General features: G+C 74.2%; 17 protein-coding genes and 1 pseudogene. 9 read left to right on the top strand and 9 right to left on the bottom strand.

The features are described from left to right. Positions 1-196 precede the first annotated feature (196 nt). Genes tsaB through JNW87_RS10445 form a run of 4 tightly spaced genes read left to right on the top strand, consistent with a single transcriptional unit; the run spans position 197 to position 2,673 of the window. Complete coding sequence (gene tsaB, locus JNW87_RS10430) at positions 197-874, top strand: tRNA (adenosine(37)-N6)-threonylcarbamoyltransferase complex dimerization subunit type 1 TsaB (RefSeq protein ID WP_109802932.1); 678 nt, start codon at positions 197-199, stop codon at positions 872-874. Beyond that, entirely contained in the window at positions 871-1,335 is a 465-nt protein-coding gene (gene rimI / locus JNW87_RS10435; RefSeq protein ID WP_236648072.1) for a ribosomal protein S18-alanine N-acetyltransferase, read from the top strand. Before tsaB ends, rimI begins: the two co-directional genes overlap by 4 nt. 5 nt (positions 1,336-1,340) lie before the next feature. Continuing rightward, a complete protein-coding gene (tsaD, locus tag JNW87_RS10440) occupies positions 1,341-2,387 on the top strand; it encodes a tRNA (adenosine(37)-N6)-threonylcarbamoyltransferase complex transferase subunit TsaD (RefSeq protein ID WP_109802956.1) in 1,047 nt (348 codons plus the stop codon). Between the two features lie 31 nt (positions 2,388-2,418). Then, the gene (locus JNW87_RS10445; protein ID WP_109802957.1) at positions 2,419-2,673 is read left to right on the top strand and encodes a hypothetical protein; all 255 of its coding nucleotides are present in this window, start codon (positions 2,419-2,421) and stop codon (positions 2,671-2,673) included. A 30-nt stretch (positions 2,674-2,703) separates the two neighbouring features. Here the strand turns inward: JNW87_RS10445 and JNW87_RS10450 are convergent, their stop codons facing one another. The 4 genes from JNW87_RS10450 to JNW87_RS10465 are packed head-to-tail and all read right to left on the bottom strand — an operon-like array spanning position 2,704 to position 4,774. Beyond that, complete coding sequence (locus tag JNW87_RS10450; RefSeq protein ID WP_109802933.1) at positions 2,704-3,000, bottom strand: hypothetical protein; 297 nt, start codon at positions 2,998-3,000, stop codon at positions 2,704-2,706. 11 nt (positions 3,001-3,011) lie between these two features. Further along, positions 3,012-4,061 (bottom strand): toxin glutamine deamidase domain-containing protein, encoded by a 1,050-nt coding sequence (locus JNW87_RS40530; RefSeq protein ID WP_146231142.1) that lies wholly within the window; start codon positions 4,059-4,061, stop codon positions 3,012-3,014. Positions 4,062-4,064: 3 nt separating this feature from the next. Then, a complete protein-coding gene (locus JNW87_RS10460; protein WP_161557890.1) occupies positions 4,065-4,379 on the bottom strand; it encodes a hypothetical protein in 315 nt (104 codons plus the stop codon). A gap of 8 nt (positions 4,380-4,387) precedes the next feature. Continuing rightward, positions 4,388-4,774 carry a YbaB/EbfC family nucleoid-associated protein gene (locus JNW87_RS10465; protein WP_157746351.1) on the bottom strand — a complete coding sequence of 129 codons (387 nt, stop codon included), beginning with the start codon at positions 4,772-4,774 and terminating at the stop codon, positions 4,388-4,390. Between the two features lie 191 nt (positions 4,775-4,965). Between JNW87_RS10465 and JNW87_RS10470 the strand changes: the two genes are divergently transcribed. Together JNW87_RS10470 and JNW87_RS10475 are read left to right on the top strand one after the other, a co-directional pair. After that, complete coding sequence (locus JNW87_RS10470; RefSeq protein ID WP_109802936.1) at positions 4,966-6,672, top strand: ABC transporter ATP-binding protein; 1,707 nt, start codon at positions 4,966-4,968, stop codon at positions 6,670-6,672. After that, a pseudogene (locus JNW87_RS10475) lies at positions 6,669-8,416 on the top strand (ABC transporter ATP-binding protein). Before JNW87_RS10470 ends, JNW87_RS10475 begins: the two are co-directional and overlap by 4 nt. 77 nt (positions 8,417-8,493) lie before the next feature. Here the strand turns inward: JNW87_RS10475 and JNW87_RS10480 are convergent. From JNW87_RS10480 to JNW87_RS10495, 4 genes are all read right to left on the bottom strand, one after another. Beyond that, a complete protein-coding gene (locus tag JNW87_RS10480; RefSeq protein WP_109802937.1) occupies positions 8,494-9,237 on the bottom strand; it encodes a DUF4142 domain-containing protein in 744 nt (247 codons plus the stop codon). Positions 9,238-9,367: 130 nt separating this feature from the next. Continuing rightward, on the bottom strand, positions 9,368-10,546 hold the full coding sequence (locus tag JNW87_RS10485) for an ROK family protein (RefSeq protein ID WP_109802938.1): 1,179 nt from the start codon (positions 10,544-10,546) through the stop codon (positions 9,368-9,370). Between the two features lie 8 nt (positions 10,547-10,554). Beyond that, a complete protein-coding gene (locus JNW87_RS10490) occupies positions 10,555-11,817 on the bottom strand; it encodes a sugar ABC transporter permease (RefSeq protein WP_109802939.1) in 1,263 nt (420 codons plus the stop codon). Continuing rightward, complete coding sequence (locus tag JNW87_RS10495) at positions 11,814-12,620, bottom strand: ATP-binding cassette domain-containing protein (protein ID WP_109802940.1); 807 nt, start codon at positions 12,618-12,620, stop codon at positions 11,814-11,816. Before JNW87_RS10495 ends, JNW87_RS10490 begins: the two co-directional genes overlap by 4 nt. A 52-nt stretch (positions 12,621-12,672) precedes the next feature. Between JNW87_RS10495 and JNW87_RS10500 the strand changes: the two genes are divergently transcribed. Next, positions 12,673-12,876 (top strand): hypothetical protein, encoded by a 204-nt coding sequence (locus JNW87_RS10500; protein WP_238453583.1) that lies wholly within the window; start codon positions 12,673-12,675, stop codon positions 12,874-12,876. A gap of 206 nt (positions 12,877-13,082) precedes the next feature. Here JNW87_RS10500 and JNW87_RS10505 read toward each other — a convergent pair whose 3' ends face one another. Beyond that, on the bottom strand, positions 13,083-14,156 hold the full coding sequence (locus tag JNW87_RS10505) for a CapA family protein (RefSeq protein WP_161557942.1): 1,074 nt from the start codon (positions 14,154-14,156) through the stop codon (positions 13,083-13,085). 367 nt (positions 14,157-14,523) lie between these two features. Between JNW87_RS10505 and JNW87_RS10510 the strand changes: the two genes are divergently transcribed. Continuing rightward, positions 14,524-14,712, top strand: coding sequence for a hypothetical protein (locus JNW87_RS10510; protein ID WP_238453584.1), 189 nt, complete (start codon positions 14,524-14,526; stop codon positions 14,710-14,712). 1,079 nt (positions 14,713-15,791) lie between these two features. Continuing rightward, positions 15,792-16,397, top strand: a complete 606-nt coding sequence (locus JNW87_RS10515; RefSeq protein ID WP_238453585.1) for a response regulator transcription factor — start codon at positions 15,792-15,794, stop codon at positions 16,395-16,397. Positions 16,398-16,408 lie beyond the last annotated feature (11 nt).

A 16,408-nucleotide genomic window follows, 5' to 3' on the forward strand; every position in this document is an offset into this window, starting at 1 on the left:
GTTGGCGCGGGGCCGGTCGCGGCGCGGGACCGGATCGCACGGGGGTGGGCGAGGTGCGCGGGCGGCGCGACGAAACGCCGGGGGCGCCGGGCGGTGGCAGCCACCTTCGGGCCGGCGCGCCCGTCGCTGGCCGCCACGGCCGGCCCGGACGGGGTGTGACCGGGTATGCGCGCGGAGCCGACTAGGCTGGCATACCGTGCTCGTACTGGTGGTGGACTCCTCGACGCCCGCGGTGACCGCGGCGTTGGTCGAGGTCTCGGCGGACGGCGTCGTGACCCGCGCGCAGCGGTGCACGGTCGACGCCCGGGCGCACGGTGAGCTGCTCGCCCCGCAGGTCGACGCGGTGCTGGCCGCCGCCGACGCCCGCCCCGCCGACCTGGCCGCGATCGTCGCCGGGCTCGGCCCCGGGCCGTTCACCGGGCTGCGGGTGGGCCTGGTCACCGCCGCCACCATGGGTCAGGTACTCGGCATCCCCACGTACGGCGTCTGCTCGCTGGACGGGATCGGCCACCCGGTGGCGGCCGGCGAGCCGGTTCTGGCCGCCAGCGACGCCCGCCGCCGGGAGATCTACTGGGCCGTCTACGACGGCGCCGGCCAGCGGATCGCCGGGCCGAACGTGGACGCCCCCGCGGTCGCCGCCGAGCGCGCCCGCGACCTGGCCGTCACCGTGGCCGCCGGCGACGGCGCGCACCGGTACGCGGACGTCCTCGGCCTGCCGCTGAGGGCCGAGCCGCGCTACCCGGACGCGACCGTGCTCGCCACGCTGGCCGCCGAGCGGATCCGGGCCGGCGCCCCCGGCGAGCCGCTCACCCCGCTCTACCTGCGCCGCCCGGACGCGGTGGCGGCAACCGGGCACAAGCCGGTCCTACCGTGAGCGCGAGCAGCGAGCCGGTACGGCTGAGCCGGTTCCGCTGGTGGCACATCGACCAGGTGCTGCCGATCGAGGCGGACCTCTTCGGCGTCGAGCAGTGGTCCCCGGCGATGTTCTGGAACGAGCTGGCCCACGGGCACCACTACCTGGTCGCCACCGACGACGACGGTACGGTGCTCGGCTACGCCGGGCTCATTGTGGCGCCACCCGACGAGGCCTGGGTGCAGAACATCGCGGTCCGCCGGGACGCCCAGCGCCGGGGCATCGGCCGGCTCCTGCTGGAGGCGCTGCTCGCCGAGGCGGACCGGCGCGGCGCTCGCAGCACCCTGCTGGAGGTCGCGGCGGACAACGCCCCGGCCCAGCGGCTCTACGCCAGCTACGGCTTCGAGCCGATCGGGGTGCGGCGCGGCTACTACCAACCGAGCAACACCGACGCGCTGGTCATGCGGCGCAACGAGGATTGATGAGCATGGCTGACGAACCCCTGATCCTCGGCATCGAGACCTCCTGCGACGAGACCGGCGTGGGCATCGTGCGCGGGCACACCCTGCTCGCCGACGCGATCGCCTCCAGCGTCGACGAGCACGCCCGGTTCGGCGGCGTGGTGCCCGAGGTGGCCAGCCGGGCCCACCTGGAGGCCATCGTCCCGACCATGGAGCGGGCGCTCGCCGAGGCGGGGGTGACCATCACCGACATCGACGCGATCGCGGTCACCTCCGGCCCGGGCCTGGCCGGCGCGCTGCTGGTGGGCGTGGCCGCGGCCAAGGGCTACGCCGTCGCCGCCGAGAAGCCGGTGTACGGGGTGAACCACCTCGCCGCGCACGTCGCCGTGGACACCCTGGAACACGGGCCGCTGCCCGAGCCGGCGATCGCCCTGCTGGTCTCCGGCGGGCACTCGTCGCTGCTGCTCGTCGACGACCTGGCCCGCGGGGTCACCCCGCTCGGCTCGACCATCGACGACGCCGCCGGTGAGGCGTTCGACAAGGTGGCCCGGCTGCTCGGGCTGCCCTTCCCCGGCGGCCCGTGGATCGACCGGGAGGCCCGGGCCGGCGATGCCGGGGCCATCGGCTTCCCGCGCGGCCTCACCGCCGCCAAGGACCTCGCCGCCCACCGGTACGACTTCTCCTTCTCCGGCCTGAAGACCGCGGTGGCCCGCTGGGTGGAGGCGCGGCAGCGGGCCGGCGAGCCGGTGCCAGTGGCCGACGTGGCCGCGTCCTTCCAGGAGGCGGTCTGCGACGTGCTGGTCGGCAAGGCGCTGGACGCCTGCCGGACGAACGGCGTCGAGACGCTGGTGATCGGCGGCGGAGTGGCTGCCAACTCCCGGCTGCGGGCGATGGCCGAGCACCGGGCGGCGAAGCAGGGCGTCCGGGTCCGGGTGCCGCGCCCGAAGCTCTGCACCGACAACGGCGCGATGGTGGCCGCGCTCGGCTCGCACCTGGTGGCCTCGGGCGTCGCGCCGAGCCGCCTCGACCTGCCCGCCGACTCCGCCATGCCGCTGACCGTGGTCAGCGTCTGACATGCCGCCCGCCGCTGACGAGAGGGACGACGTGATCGTACGGATGTGGGAGGCGCGCGCCGAGCCGTACGGCTTCGCCGACCTGATCACCTGGGTCTGCGACACCGCCCTGCCCGAGTTCGAGCACGACCCGCTGCACCTGTCCAGCGAGGTCTTCTCCTCCACCGACCACCGGCTGGTGGTGATCTCCAAGTGGCGGAGCAGCCCCCGGGACCTGCCGGAGCCGCCGATGCGGCTGGTGGCGCGGCCCCCGCACTCCTGGGACTTCACCCAGGTCGACCGCTGACCCGACGGCCGGCGGTCGACCTGGGGCCGGTCAGACCTGGATGGTGGGCGCCGGGTTGGGCCGGTCGCTGATCGAGGGATCGGTGCCGATCTGGAACGACGGCAGGAACTCCAACCGACCGTCCGCCTTGTACACCACCGGCACCGAACCGGCCATCATGTACGACATGTCGCCGCCGACCAGGAACTCCCGGGCGCCCACCTCGAACACGTAGAACGCGTCGTTCTCGACGATCTTGCGGTCGTCCAGGCAGTAGGTGCCGATCGGCCAGTCCGGCTCGGTCGCCCGGCGGACGATGTCCCGGGCCTGCTCGTAGGTGACAGCCATGACGCGTGATCCTAACCGGGTGGCCGGACGAACTCGGTGAGCCCGCCGGGCATGGGGATGTCGTCCAGCCGGACGAACGAGGTGCTGTGGCCCTTGGCGAAGTAGTCGGCGACGTCCCGGCCGGCGTTCTGGCCGTCGATGAAGCGGACCTTGCCGCCGACGTTCTCCACGTTGAAGACGTGCCCACCGCCGTTGTTCCAGCGGATCGCGACGACGCCGCGGGAACCGGGGCCGAAGTTCTGGAAGGCCTGCTCGATGTCACCCTGGCCGCCGGTGCTGAACCGGCGGCCCCAGGTGTTCTCGATGTCGCCGATCGAGCGGCCGCCCCAGTTGTGGAACTGCTTCGGCAGCGCGGTCGCCTCGACGTCGATGCCCCGCCGGCGCAGCTCGTACGTCTGCACGCAGTGGGTGCAGTTCGCCGAGTAGTCCGGGTGGGGCGGGTTGAACTTCGGGTTGACCCGCTTGAGGTCGTGCGCGATCTGCCGCTCGACCTTGCGGGCGGCCCGCTTGGCACCGACCTTGCGGGCCAGCTTGAGCAGCCGTTTGGCCTGCTCCAGGATCTGCTTGAGCACCGTGCGGACCTGCTGCACGATCATCTTGATCAGGCGTTGGCAGATCATCCGGGTGGCGGCGATGAAGCCGGGCACGGTGGTGGTGGAGGCGCCGACGGTGGCGATCGCGGCGGCGAGCGCAATGGTCACCTGGACCAGCAGGATGATCAGTTGGACGATGAAGGCGATCTTCATGGCCAGTGTCATCGCCGCGAAGATCATCAGCACCGCGCCGATGAGCTGCGCGGCGATCGCGTCCTCCAGCAGCCGCAGCTGCGGGCCGTCCTCCCGCCGCCACCACGCCTCGAACGCGTCGACGGTGTCGCCGGTGTTGTACCGGCCGACCGCGTCGGCGGCCCCGTTGGCGCGTTCCGCGGCGGCCTGCAACGTCATCCCGAAGGACAACCACTGCTGTCCGGCGGCGAAGAGCAGCTCCTCGTCGGCCTGCGGCCACTCCAGACCGATCCAGCTCAGCGGCTCGGTCAGCTCGGCCGGAAGTTCGAGACCCACCGGTCAGGCTCCCAACCGGCCGTGCAGCGAGGTGAAGAGCGCGTCCGACTGCTGGTCGACCTCGACCACCTGCTGCGCCCAGTCGGCCAGCCCCTCGGCGGCGGTGATCAGCAGCTGCACGTGCGAGCCGTACGTCTCCAGCGCGTGCGACAGCACCTCGGTGTACGCCGCCCCGAAGACCGTGCCCGGCTCGTCGGCGCCCCACGGGTTCTGCGTGGTCACCGTGGCCTCCAGGGCGCCCAGGCCGGTCTCCAGCTCCACCGCCACCCCGGCGATCTGCTGGGCCGCCCCGGCCAGCACCTCCGGCTCGGTGTGCATCGGCTTCATCATCGCGGCGCCGCCCCGCCCATCCGGTCCAGCCGGTCCGCGATCTGCTGCGCCGCCGCGGTCAGGTCGTCCAGCCGGCGCTGCGCGCCGAAGCCGAGGTCGTTGAGGAGCGGACCGAGCCCCTGCGGCAGCGTCACCGGCTGCGCGGCGAGCTGCTCCTGCAGGGCGGCCTGCAACGCGGCGCGGGCGGTGCCGAACGCCTCGCGGATCGCGGCCGCCAGATCCTCGGCGGGCAGCCGCATGACGCGCGGGTCGAGGTCGAGGGCGGTCAGGTCCCCGGTGCCGTCCAGCTCGACGTGCACCAGGCCGCCCGCCGCGTCACCGGATCCCCGGGCGGCGGTGAAACGGCCCAGCGGGCCGTCCGGTCGGTCGTACTGGTCGGTCACGCGGCCACCCCGTTCCCCGGTCGACTGTGGAGGGACCCGGACCCGCCGCATCCCGCCGGAAGCCTAGCGACCATTGGCGAACGGGGTGGTCCCGCCATCCTCGTCGGCGGTGCGACCTGCGTCGCACACCGCGCTGACCGGCGGGAATTCGGATGCGGGGGACCGTCGAGGCCGCCTAGCGTCGGGTCGCCATGCGTTTCTCACCGGCCGGCGATCCCGGCATCCCCGACGACCGGTCCGCCACCCGCTACCTGCTGTGGCTGGCCGGCCGGCACCCGTTCCTCTTCGGCTCCGGCATCGCGCTGGGCATCGTCTGGATGGTCGCCCAGGCGCTGATGCCGGCCGCGGTGGGCCGGGCGGTCGACGCCGGCCTCGCCCACCGGGACCCGGACGCCCTGCTGACCTGGGGCGCCGTGCTGCTGGGGCTGGGCGTGCTCCAGGCGGTGGCCGGGATCCTGCGGCATCGCTGCGCGGTGCACAACTGGCTGGCCGCCGCGTACCGGACCGTGCAGGTCACCGTCGAGGCCACCAACCGGCTGGGCGCCGCGCTGCCCCGCCGGGTCGTCGCCGGCGAGGTGGTCAGCATCGGTACGGCCGACATCGAGCACATCGGCAGCGCCGTCGACATCACCGCGCGGGGCGCCGGTTCGATCGTCGCCGTCGGCACCGTGGCGCTGATCCTGCTGGACGCCTCGGTGCCGCTCGGGCTGGTGGTGGTGCTCGGCGTGCCGCTGCTGATGGGCCTGGTCGGGCTGCTGATCCGGCCGCTGCACCGGCAGCAGCAGGCGTACCGGGACTCGGAGGGGCGGCTGACCGCCCGGGCCGGTGACATCGTCTCCGGGCTGCGGGTGCTGCGCGGCGTGGGCGGCGAGCCGGTGCTCTCGGCGCGCTACCGGGCGCAGTCCCAGGCGCTGCGCGCCGACGGCCTCCGGGTGGCCCGGGTGGAGTCGCTGCTGGAGGCGGCGCAGGTGCTGCTCCCCGGCGCGTTCGTGGTGCTGGTGACCTGGCTCGGCGCCCGCTTCGCGCTGCGCGGTGAGATCAGCGCCGGCCAGCTCGTCGCCTTCTACGGCTACACCGCCTTCCTGGTCAGCCCGCTGCGCAACCTGACCGAGGCGGCGGACAAGCTGACCCGGGGGCACGTCGCCGCCCGGCGGGTGGTGCGGCTGCTCCGGCTCACTCCGGAGCTGGTCGATCCGGCCCACCCGGCGGCGCTGCCCGCCGGCCCCGGTGAGCTGGTCGACGTGCAGTCCGGGCTGGTGGTGCGACCGGGCCGGTTCACCGCGCTGGCCGCCAGTGCCCCGGAGGACGCGGCTGCGATCGCCGACCGGCTCGGCCGGTACGCCGACGGCGACGTGACGCTGCACGGCGTACCGCTGCGGGACCTGGCGGTGGCGACGGTGCGCGAGCGGATCCTGGTGGCCGACAACGACGCGCACCTCTTCACCGGCCCGATCCGGTCGGAGCTGGATCCGCACGACGCGGCCGACCGGGCGGCGGTCGAGGCGGCGCTGGTCGCGGCGAGCGCGACGGACATCGTCGAGGCCCTGCCCGACGGGCTGGACGGCCGGGTGGCCGAGCGGGGACGGGAGTTCTCCGGCGGGCAGCGGCAGCGGCTGCGGCTGGCGCGCGCGTTGGTCGCCGACCCGGAGACGCTGGTGCTGGTGGAGCCGACCAGCGCGGTGGACGCGCACACCGAGGCGCGGATCGCCGAGCGGCTCGGCGCGGCCCGGCGCGGCCGGACCACGCTGGTCTGCACCACCAGCCCGCTGGTGCTGGGCCGGGCCGAGCACGTGGTCTTCGTGGAGGACGGCAAGGTGGTGGCCGAGGGCCGGCACGACGAACTGCTCGCGGCCGAGCCGCGGTACGCGGCCACGGTCAGCCGGGAGGAGGAGCGATGAGCAACGCGCTGCCCGTCGCCGACGCCGACCAGGTCCGTCGGTACGCGCGCACGCTGGTCCGCCGGCACCCGCGCGGCCTGGCCGGGGCGCTCGGCCTGCACGCCCTCGCCGCGGCGGCCGGCCTGGTGGCGCCCCGGCTGCTGGGCGACCTGGTGGAGGGCATCTCACGCGGCGTGTCGGCGGTCACCGTCGACCGGGTCGCGCTGGCCATCGCGGCTTTCGTGGTCGTCCAGTCGGTGCTGGTGCGGTTCGCGCACCTCGCCTCGGCCCGGCTCGGCGAGCGGGTCCTGGCCGAGCTGCGGGAGGACTTCGTGGACCGGGTGCTGGCCCTGCCGCTGTCCACGGTGGAGCGGGCCGGCACCGGTGACCTGCTCACCCGGACCTCGCGGGACGTCTCGGCGTTGTCCCGGACGCTCCGGTTCGCGGTGCCGGAGACGCTGATCGCGGTGGTGACGGTCGTGCTGGTCCTCGGCGCGCTGCTGCTGACCGGCCCGCTGCTGGCGCTGCCCTGCCTGCTCGCGGTCCCGGTGCTGTGGGCCGGCACCCGCTGGTACCTGCGCCGGGCGCCGGCGGGTTACCTGCGGGAGAACGCCGCCTACTCGGACATCACCGACGGGATCAGCGAGACGGTGGAGGGGGCGCGGACCACGGAGGCGCTGCGCCAGCAGGCCCGCCGCCGGGCCCGTAGCGACGCCGACATCCGCCGGTCGTACGCGGCCGAGCGCTACACCCTCAACCTGCGTACGGTCTTCTTCCCGGTCGCCGAGATCGGGTACGTGGTGCCGGTGGTCGCCACCCTGGTGATCGGCGGCTGGTTCCACCTGAGGGGCTGGGCCAGCCTGGGTCAGGTCACCGCGGCCACCCTCTACGTGCAGCAGCTGGTCGACCCGATCGACCGGCTGCTCTCCTGGCTGGACGAGCTGCAGGTCGGTGGCGCCTCGATGGCCCGCCTGCTCGGGGTGGCCGTCGACGGCCCGTCGGCGCCGGCCACGACTGCCGGGTCCGCTCCGCCGGGCGGGGAGCGCCGGCTGGCCGCCCGGGACGTCCGGTACGCCTACCGGGAGGGTCACGACGTGCTGCACGGGGTGACCCTGGTGCCGCGGCCGGGGGAGAAGCTGGCCATGGTGGGCCCGTCCGGCGCGGGGAAGTCCACGTTGGGGCGGCTGCTGGCCGGGGTGCACGCACCCCGCTCCGGTTCGGTGACGGTGGACGCCGGCCCCTGGCCGAGCTGCCCCTGGCGGAGCTGCGCACCCACGTTGCCCTGGTCAGCCAGGAGCATCACGTCTTCATCGGCACCCTGGCGGTGAACGTGGCGATGGTCCGGCCGGAGGCGGGCGACGCCGAGGTCCGGGCGGCGCTGGCGGCCGTCGACGCGCTGGGCTGGGCGGAGGCGCTGCCGGAGGGGCTGGCGACGCCGGTCGGCTCGGGCGGGCATCCGCTCTCCCCGGCGAAGGCGCAGCAGCTCGCGCTGGCCCGGCTGGTCCTCGCCGACCCGCACACCCTGGTGCTGGACGAGGCGACCTCGCTGATCGACCCGCACGCCGCCCGGGAGTTGGAACGTTCGCTCGCCGCCGTGCTCGACGGTCGGACGGTGATCGCGATCGCGCACCGGCTCTTCTCCGCGCACGACGCGGACCGGGTGGCGGTGGTCGAGGACGGCCGGATCACCGAGCTGGGCTCGCACGACGAGCTGGTCGCGGCGGACGGCTCGTACGCGGCCCTGTGGCGGTCCTGGCACGGCTGACGGAGGCGACCGGTCCCCGCCGGGGTGGCGGGGGCCGGTCGGTGACGGTGCTCCGGGTGGCCTGCCGCGCCCCGGCGTCAGCTGCGGCGCAGGATGCGGTACGTCGCGATGCCGCCGGTGCCGAGGGCGGCGAGGAAGACCAGCCAGACGACGGTGGTGCTGACCTCGGCGGCGCGGCCGCCGCTGCCGACGTTGGCGGCTGCCGCGGCGACCAGCGAGTCGCTCTGCGCCGGGGGCAGCGCGGCGGGCGGCAGCTGCTGCCAGCGGACCAGCCCGGTGCTCTCCAGCATCGCCATGTGGTCGGAGACGAACTTGTTGGCCTCGTCGGCGAGCTTGCGGACGGTGGCGTCCCGGGTGCTGGCCCGGACCGCCCCGATCACCGGGAAGATCTTGCCGTGGGCGACCCGGAGCCGGGTGACGAAGATCTGGTCGAAGCGGGCGCCGGTCGCGTTCTGCATCTCGCCCAGCCACCCCTTCTGCTCGGTGGTCGGGTCGGTCGGCAGGGTGGCGCCCAGCTTGTTGGCGGCGTTCACCACGAGCTGGTCGAGGACGCCGTGCTGCCGGGAGATCTCCGCCCCGATCTCGCGTACCCGGGGCGACTGGCCCTTCTCGGCGGCCATCTGCCCGGCCGGCATCTCCCAGAGCCCGGCCAGCCGTACGCCGTTGAGCAGGGTCATGTCGGCGGCGTTCAGCTGCGCGCCGGGCGCGGCCACGGCCACCCCGGGGAGGACGCCGAGCCCCGCGACGAGCGTGATGAGCAGCAGCGCCACCCGGCGGGTCCGGTGCGCTGGCCGGCGGCGTGCGGATTGCAGCGGTGCCATTGTTGCGGTGCCTCCTCGTCCGGACCGAACGCGGGTGTCGCGGGCGTCCGCACCCCGTCGGCCGCCCGTCCGCACACTGGTACGGATCACCGGCGCGATCAGTTCACCGGCCGGGCCGTGGCCCGCCCCGTCAGACCTCCAGCGGGTCCGCGAGCAGCCGCTCGAAGGCCAGTTCGGCCGCCCCGACCAGGGCGGCGTCCCGCCCCAGTTGCGGGGTGCGGAGCCGGACGTGCTCCAGGCACGCCGAGAGGCCCACCGAGTTGAGCCGGCTGCGCACCTGCGCCGCCGCCGCGAGGTAGAGGTCCCGCATGGTTCCCCCGAAGATCACCATCTCCGGATTGAAGATGTTGACCAGGTTCCCCACGCCGAAGCCCAGCCAGTCGCCGACCTGCCGTACCGCCGCCTGGGCCCGGGCGTCCCCCCGGTCGGCGGCGTCGATGACCGCGAGCACCGCCTCCCGGCCGGAGGCCGCCGGGCGACCGGCGGCGTGCAGGAGCGCGTACTCGCCGATCTCGGTCTCCCAGCAGCCGCGCGACCCGCACTCGCAGCGGGACCCGTTCCGGTTGACCACCATGTGGCCCACCTCGCCGCCGTAGCCGCCGTGCCCGGTCAGCCGGCGGCCGCCGGCGATGATGCCGGCGCCCACGCCGACGTCCCCGTACAGGTAGATGACGTTGTCGCGCCCGGCCGCGGCGCCGCGGGCGTGTTCGGCGAAGGCGCAGACGTCGGCCACGTTGGCCACCACGACGGGCGTCTCCGCGTCGAGTTCGGCGGCCAGGGTGGCGCCGATCGGCTCGTTGACCCAGCCGGTGTGCGGGCTGAGCCGGACCAGGCCGTCGTCGCGGCGCACCATGCCGCAGACCGCGATCCCGGCCCCGACGCAGATCGTCCCCGGCGGCACCGCCGGTTGCATCTCCTTGAGCGCCCCGGCCAGCAGCGGCGCGGTCTCCGCCGCGACCAGACCGCGCGGCCGGCTCAGCTCCCGCCGATCGAGTACGACGCCACCGAGCCCGACCCGGGCGGCCTGCAACCGGTCCACCTCGATGCTGAACGCCCACGCGTGGACCCGGGCGGACTCGGGCCGGACGACCAGCGAGGGGCGCCCGGCCCGCCCCCGCTGCTTCGGGGTCGCCTCGCTGACCAGTCCGGCGTTGGCCAGGTCCGCGGTCAGCGCGCCGATGGTGCTGCGGTTGAGCCCGAGGGCGGAGGTGAGTTCGGCCCGGGACATCGCCCCGTGGACGTGGACGTGGCGCAGCAGCGCGCCGAGATTCTGCCGGCGAATCTCCTCCTGGCTCGGACCCGCGCGCATCGCCGGCCTCAGCGGTTTCCGGTCGCGAGGGCGCGGCGCCGGGACAGCGCGTCGACCCCGGCGGCGAGCAGCAGCACCAGCCCGGTGAACAGGTACTTCACCCCGGAGCTCGCATCCATCAGGCCCATGCCGTTGTCGATGACCGCGACCACCGCGCCGCCGAGCACCGCGTCGACCACCCGGCCCTTGCCGCCGAAGAGGCTGGTGCCGCCGATCACCGCCGCGCCGACCGCGTAGAGCAGCACGTCGCTGCCGCCGGTCCGGGCGTCCACCGAGCTGAACCGGCTGGCCGCCACGATGCCGCCGACCGCCGCCATCGAGGAGCAGACCACGAAGACGGAGATCCGGATCCGGTCGACGCTGATGCCGGCCCGGTGGGCGGCCTCCCGGTTCCCGCCCACCGCGTAGATGTGCCGCCCGTACGCGGTGCGGGACAGCACGAAGCTCAGCGCGACGAGCAGTACCCCGACCAGGGGCACGACGACCGGCATGCCGCGGTTCGAGCTGATCAGGCTGTTCAGGCTGCGTTCCATGTTGAGCACGTACACGGCGACGCCGACGACGGCGGCGAGGCTGCCGATCCGGAGCAGCACCATCGACATCGGATCGGTCGCCAGGTCCCGGGCCCGGCGGTTGCGGTACCGGAGCAACTGGGTGGCGGCGTACCCGCCGACGGCGGCCGCGGCGAGCAGCCAGCCGACCACCGGCGGCAGGTTCCGGTTCTCGATGGCGACGATGGGGGCGGCCTGGACCGAGACGTTGGTGCCGCCCTTGATCAGCATCAGCATGATGCCCTGGAAGGCGAGGAACGCGGCGAGCGTGACCACGAAGGACGGAATGCCGACCTTCGCCACCAGGAAGCCGAGCACCAGGCCGATGGCCGCGCCGGTGGCGAGGGCGGCGAGGGTGGCCACGTACCACGGGTACCCCTGCAGGGTCAGCAGGTTGGCCAGCACGGCCGCGCAGACCCCGCTCGCGAAGCCGGCGGACAGGTCGATCTCGCCCACCAGCAGGACGAACACCAGCCCCATCGCGATCAGGACGACGGCCGCCCCCTGGGTGAACAGGTTCGCGAAGTTGCCGGCGGTGAGGAAGTTGGGCCGCAGGACCGAGAAGAACACGCAGAGCACGACCAGACCGAGGATCGCCGGCAGGGCGCCCATCTCACCGCCCCGCAGGCGGGCGAGGTAGCCGCGTACGTGGGCGCCGAGACCGGTCCGCGGGGCGGCCGTCTCCGGCTGGGGGTGGGCCAGGTCGGCTTGGGTGATCATTTCTCGGCTCCCGTCGTCCCGGTGCCCCGGTAACCGTTGGCGTTCCTGCCGGCCGTGCCGAGCGAGCCACTGCGCCCCGAGGTGATCAGCTCGACCACCTGGGCGTGCGTGACGTCGGTGGTCCGGACCTGGGCGACCATCTGACCGAGGTAGAGGGTCGCGATCCGGTCGGAGACGGCGAAGACGTCGTTCATGTTGTGCGAGATGAGGACGACGGCCAGCCCGTTGTCGGCGAGCCGCCGGACCAGTTCGAGGACCTGGGCGGTCTGCGCCAGGCCGAGGGCCGCCATCGGTTCGTCGAGGATGACCAGCCGGCTGTTCCAGAGCACCGCCTTGGCGATCGCCACCGTCTGGCGTTGGCCGCCCGAGAGGCTGGACACGTGCTGGCGCAGTGAACTGATCGTGCGGATGGAGAGCCCGGCGAGCGTCTTGGCGGCCAGTTCCTCCATGGCCGGCTCGTCGAGGACGAGGCCGGAGCGCCGTTCCCGGCCGAGGAACATGTTCTGCACGATGTCGAGGTTGTCGCAGAGCGCGAGATCCTGGTACACCACGTCGATGCCGAGCCCGGCGGCGTCCCGGGGACCGTTGACGGTCACCGGCCGTCCCTCGAAGAAGAACTCGCCGGCGTCGGTGCCGTAGATGCCGCTGATGCACTTGACCAGCGTCGACTTTCCGGCTCCGTTGTCGCCGACGAGCGCGGTCACCTGGCCCGGATACACCGAGAAGGCGACGTCGCGGAGCACCTGCACGGGGCCGAAGCTCTTGTCGACGCCACGCAGTTCCAACAGGGGTGTCTCGGACACGGGGTGTCTGCCGGAGTGGACGGCCGACCAGGTCCGGGCGGTCGCCGCGCCCGTGCTGCTCGTGCTGGGCGATTCGGACATCGTCCGGCCCGAGCATGCGGTGGAGATGTTCAAGCTGCTCGGCGGCGGGGTGCCGGGCGACCTGACCGGGCTGCCGCGGTGCCGGCTGGCGATCCTGCCGGGCACCACGCACACCTCGATCCCGCAGCGGGCCGAGTGGCTGGCGCCGATGGTCGACGAGTTCCTGGACGCCTAGGGGATCGGCCGACGCCGCCGACGGACCGGTCGCTTCGCAGGTCGGAGGGCAGCAGCGACGCCCGGACTCACACCGTCCGGGGCGTCGCTCCACCTCACGGTTTCAGGAGTTTCCGCCGGCGCTGCGGCAGCGCTCGACCTCCGACCACACGGCGGACATCCCGGCGAGCCAGCGGTCGAACAGGGGGAGCCGCCAGTGCCGGCCGGCTACCGCGACTGGCCGGTCGGCGTCGTGGCGAGTCCGGTGCAGGCGCGCAGGTTCGCGTACTCGTGGGAGATCCGGGCCGCCTCCTCCCCGTCGGCGAGCCGGGGCTGGCCGGTACGCCGAGAGATCAGCGCCGGGACGAACTCGGTCTTCACGATCGCCGACCCGTGCAGGGTCACCCGCAGCACCCCCGTGTCGTTGCTGTAGGCGTCGTCCCGCCACCACAGGAAGTTGCCCAGTCCGTACTGGACGAAGGTCCTGCCCAGCCAGCCGTCGCCGAGCAGCAGATGGGCGTGGGTGCCGACAACGAGGTGGGCGCCGGCCTCGGCCATCGCGCCGGCGAACTCGCGCGCCTCGGCTGATGGGCACGATTCGCCCTCCACGCCCCAGTGGACGTAGACGACGATCACGTCGGCCCGCTGCCGGGCGGCCCGCACCGCCGCGACAGCGCGGCTCAGGTCCCGCGTCATCGCGATGCCGGCCTCGGTGTCCGTGGCCTTCCACGACGACCACAGCTCGGCGACCTGGCTGAAGGCGAGGAACGCCACGGTCGTACCGCGTATCTCGGTGATCCACGGCGCGTACGCCGCCGCCGCGTCGGCGCCCGCCCCGACGGCCGGGACCCCACTGGCCCTGGCCGCGTCCAGGGTGTCGCTCAGCCCCACCCGCCCGTAGTCCAGCGTGTGATTGTTCGCGATCGACACGACGTCGATGCCGGCCGCCTTCACCGCTCCGTACGTGCTCGCCGGCGCCCGGAAGTGGAACTCCTTCGGCTCCGGGGTGCCCCGCGTGGTCACCGCGGTCTCCAGGTTGACCATCGTGAGGTCCGCGCTGGACAGGGTGGCGGAGATCGACCCGAAAGCGGTTGCCGGGTTGCTCAGCAGCCCGGCCGTACGGTCGGCGAAATGCACGTCGCCCGCGAAGGCCAACGTGATCTCGGCGGGTCCAGCCTGCGACGGGGATGCCGCCACGGAGGCGGATCGGGCGGGCCCACCCGCCGGCCGGGTCGGTGCCGCGTCGCACGCGGCCAGGGTCAGGGTCGCCACCACCGCGACGAGGGATCGTGCCCATTTCACTCGCCGCATCGTACGGCGGAAGCCCCTGACGCTCGGCCCACTTGGGCAGAACTGGTCGAGCGGACCTGACGGGCATGACGGGCGCGCTGGGGCCCCGTAGATCGACGCCAACCGCGGTCGGCGCTGCGGAGGACCGCCGGTGCCGATCGGGTCAACCGTTGACATGCCGTCACCACGACCTGCACGGAGTGCGTTCGCGTGATCGCATCGCTACCATGGGTCAGCGTTCTCGGTGGAAGGAGGTCGTCTCCGCGTGCGATGTCCCGCCAGGCCACCCGCTCCCGCGGCCGCGCCGGGGCGATCTGCGCCGCCTCCGTCCGACGGACTGGCCCGGTTCGTCCGGCGGGTCGTCCTGATCGCGGCCGCCGTGGGCGCCGGCTTCCTGGTGGCTGCGCTGTTCGACGGGCCGGCCGTCGCGAGCGCGGCTGACCGCACCGGTTCCGGTGAGCACCACCAGCACATCCGCGTCGCGCTCGACTCGAGCGGATCGCTCGCTCGCCAAGAACGTCCGGCCGGCGGGATCACCCGGCGGGGGGCGGCGCGGCCCGGCCCGTGACCCTGCTGCGCGCTGTCGTCGGTGGCCTGGCCGCCGCACCTGACCGGACACACCCGACCCGGACACCGTCGTCTGGGGACGCGTCGTCCGTGGTCGCGCCCCGGACCCGGACCCCGCTCTCATTCGGTGTAGACGGTGGCAGGCCGGCCGGCCGGCCTGCCGAACGCCGTGCGGATCGGCGTCAGAATTCCGCCGGCGGCCTCGGGCGGCGGTCCGCCGATCGTCAGGGGCCGCGAGTTCCCGCCAGGTCGCCGACACCGCTGGCGGGGCCGAGCGTGGCCCGACCGGCTGTGGTGGCGCTGGTTGTCGCCCCGCTTCCGCACGTCGTGCGTGCCGTGGACACCGTGCCGATTCCGTCCCTCGTCACGACGCTCATCCGGGCCGCCGGAGCCGTTCTCTCGCCCGTCCTCGGCCTGGTCAGCGGTCCGGCAGTCCCGCCCTCGCCCGGCCCGACCGCTCCGCCCCCGGCGCCGGCGGCCGAGTCGGGCTCCGGTAGGGCGAGCGGCCCGACAGCCCGTCCGCTCACCGCCTCGGAGCCGCCCCGGGGCCCGAGGCCCGCGCCCGCGCTTGCGAGGGCTGCGCCGACCATGGCGAAACCGCCGTCGGCGTCCGTCGTCGGACCGGTGGGTCCGGCCGCGCCGATCGGGCGGGGCGCCGCGCGGCCGTGCCCGGAGTCGGCGTCGTCCGGACAACCCGGCCGGCCCGTCCCACCCGCCGACAAGGCTGCCGTGGGTGTCCAGGACGGACCGGGGCCCGGGCCAGGACTGCTCCGCGCGCCCGGCTGGCCGTCGCGGTGCCGGCCCGGCCAGTTCCAGGACCTGGTGCCGGTCCTCGTCGGGGGACGATCTCCCTCAGCGGTCGCCCGTCCCGGCTGAGCCGGACGACCCGCCCGCGGTCGCCGGCCCGAAGGCCGTGCCGGCCCCGCTGGCGTGGTCCAACGGCGCCCGCGCCCCGTCCACCGCGGCGGTGCGGCGGGACGAGGGCTGCCCGTCTGTCGCGCCCGATCCGGCCGTGCCGCCCCGTCGAGAGTTGCGGGGCCGATGGCCGTCGTGACGCGTACCCGAGATCGGAGAAACGTGGTGATCCACGTTGTCGTGGCCGAGGACATGGGTCTGCTGCGCGGTGCGCTCTGCGCCGCGCTGTCGAGTGAGGAGGACATGAATGTGGTCGCCGACGTGGAGGGTGCCGGTGAGCTGTTGACGGTGGTCCGGCGCTGCCGGCCGGACGTGGTGGTGCTGGCTCTGGCGCCGGAGCTGCCGGACCCGGTCGAAGTGCTGGCCAGGATCGGCGCCGAGGCGCCGGGCAGCGCCGTGCTGGCGATGAGTCACCGGTGGAGTCCCGCCCTGGCCGAGGCGGCGCTGGCGGCCGGGGCGCGGGGTCTCCTCGGCAAGGACGGATCGCTGCCGGACCTGGTCCGGGCGATCCGCGCACTCGCCGCGGGGGAGCGGGCCATCGACCCGGCCGCCGCGGTGGCGGTGCTCTGCCCCCCGGAGACTCCGCTGACCCTACGGGAGCTGGACGTGCTGCGGGTGGCTGCCGAGGGCCTTCCGGTGAAGGAGATGGCCCGTCGGCTCTATCTGGCGCATGGGACGGTGCGCAACCACCTGTCGGCGATTCTGCGCAAGACGGGGGCCCGCAACCGGATGGAGGCGGTGTGGCGCGCGCGGCGTGACGGCTGGTTCTAGTGGTCGGTGGG

Source organism: Micromonospora sp. ATA51 (assembly GCF_016802855.1).
In the GTDB taxonomy this organism is placed as follows: Bacteria; Actinomycetota; Actinomycetes; order Mycobacteriales; family Micromonosporaceae; genus Micromonospora; species Micromonospora sicca.

Excerpts from the sequence above, each read along its gene's own strand:
- tsaD (WP_109802956.1), top strand. The coding sequence starts at position 1,341 with ATGGCTGACGAACCCCTGATCCTCGGCATCGAGACCTCCTGCGACGAG.
- JNW87_RS10460 (WP_161557890.1), bottom strand. The coding sequence starts at position 4,379 with ATGCACACCGAGCCGGAGGTGCTGGCCGGGGCGGCCCAGCAGATCGCC.
- JNW87_RS10470 (WP_109802936.1), top strand. The coding sequence starts at position 4,966 with ATGCGTTTCTCACCGGCCGGCGATCCCGGCATCCCCGACGACCGGTCC.
- JNW87_RS10485 (WP_109802938.1), bottom strand. The coding sequence starts at position 10,546 with ATGCGCGCGGGTCCGAGCCAGGAGGAGATTCGCCGGCAGAATCTCGGC.
- JNW87_RS10450 (WP_109802933.1), bottom strand. The coding sequence starts at position 3,000 with ATGGCTGTCACCTACGAGCAGGCCCGGGACATCGTCCGCCGGGCGACC.
- JNW87_RS10490 (WP_109802939.1), bottom strand. The coding sequence starts at position 11,817 with ATGATCACCCAAGCCGACCTGGCCCACCCCCAGCCGGAGACGGCCGCC.
- JNW87_RS10480 (WP_109802937.1), bottom strand. The coding sequence starts at position 9,237 with ATGGCACCGCTGCAATCCGCACGCCGCCGGCCAGCGCACCGGACCCGC.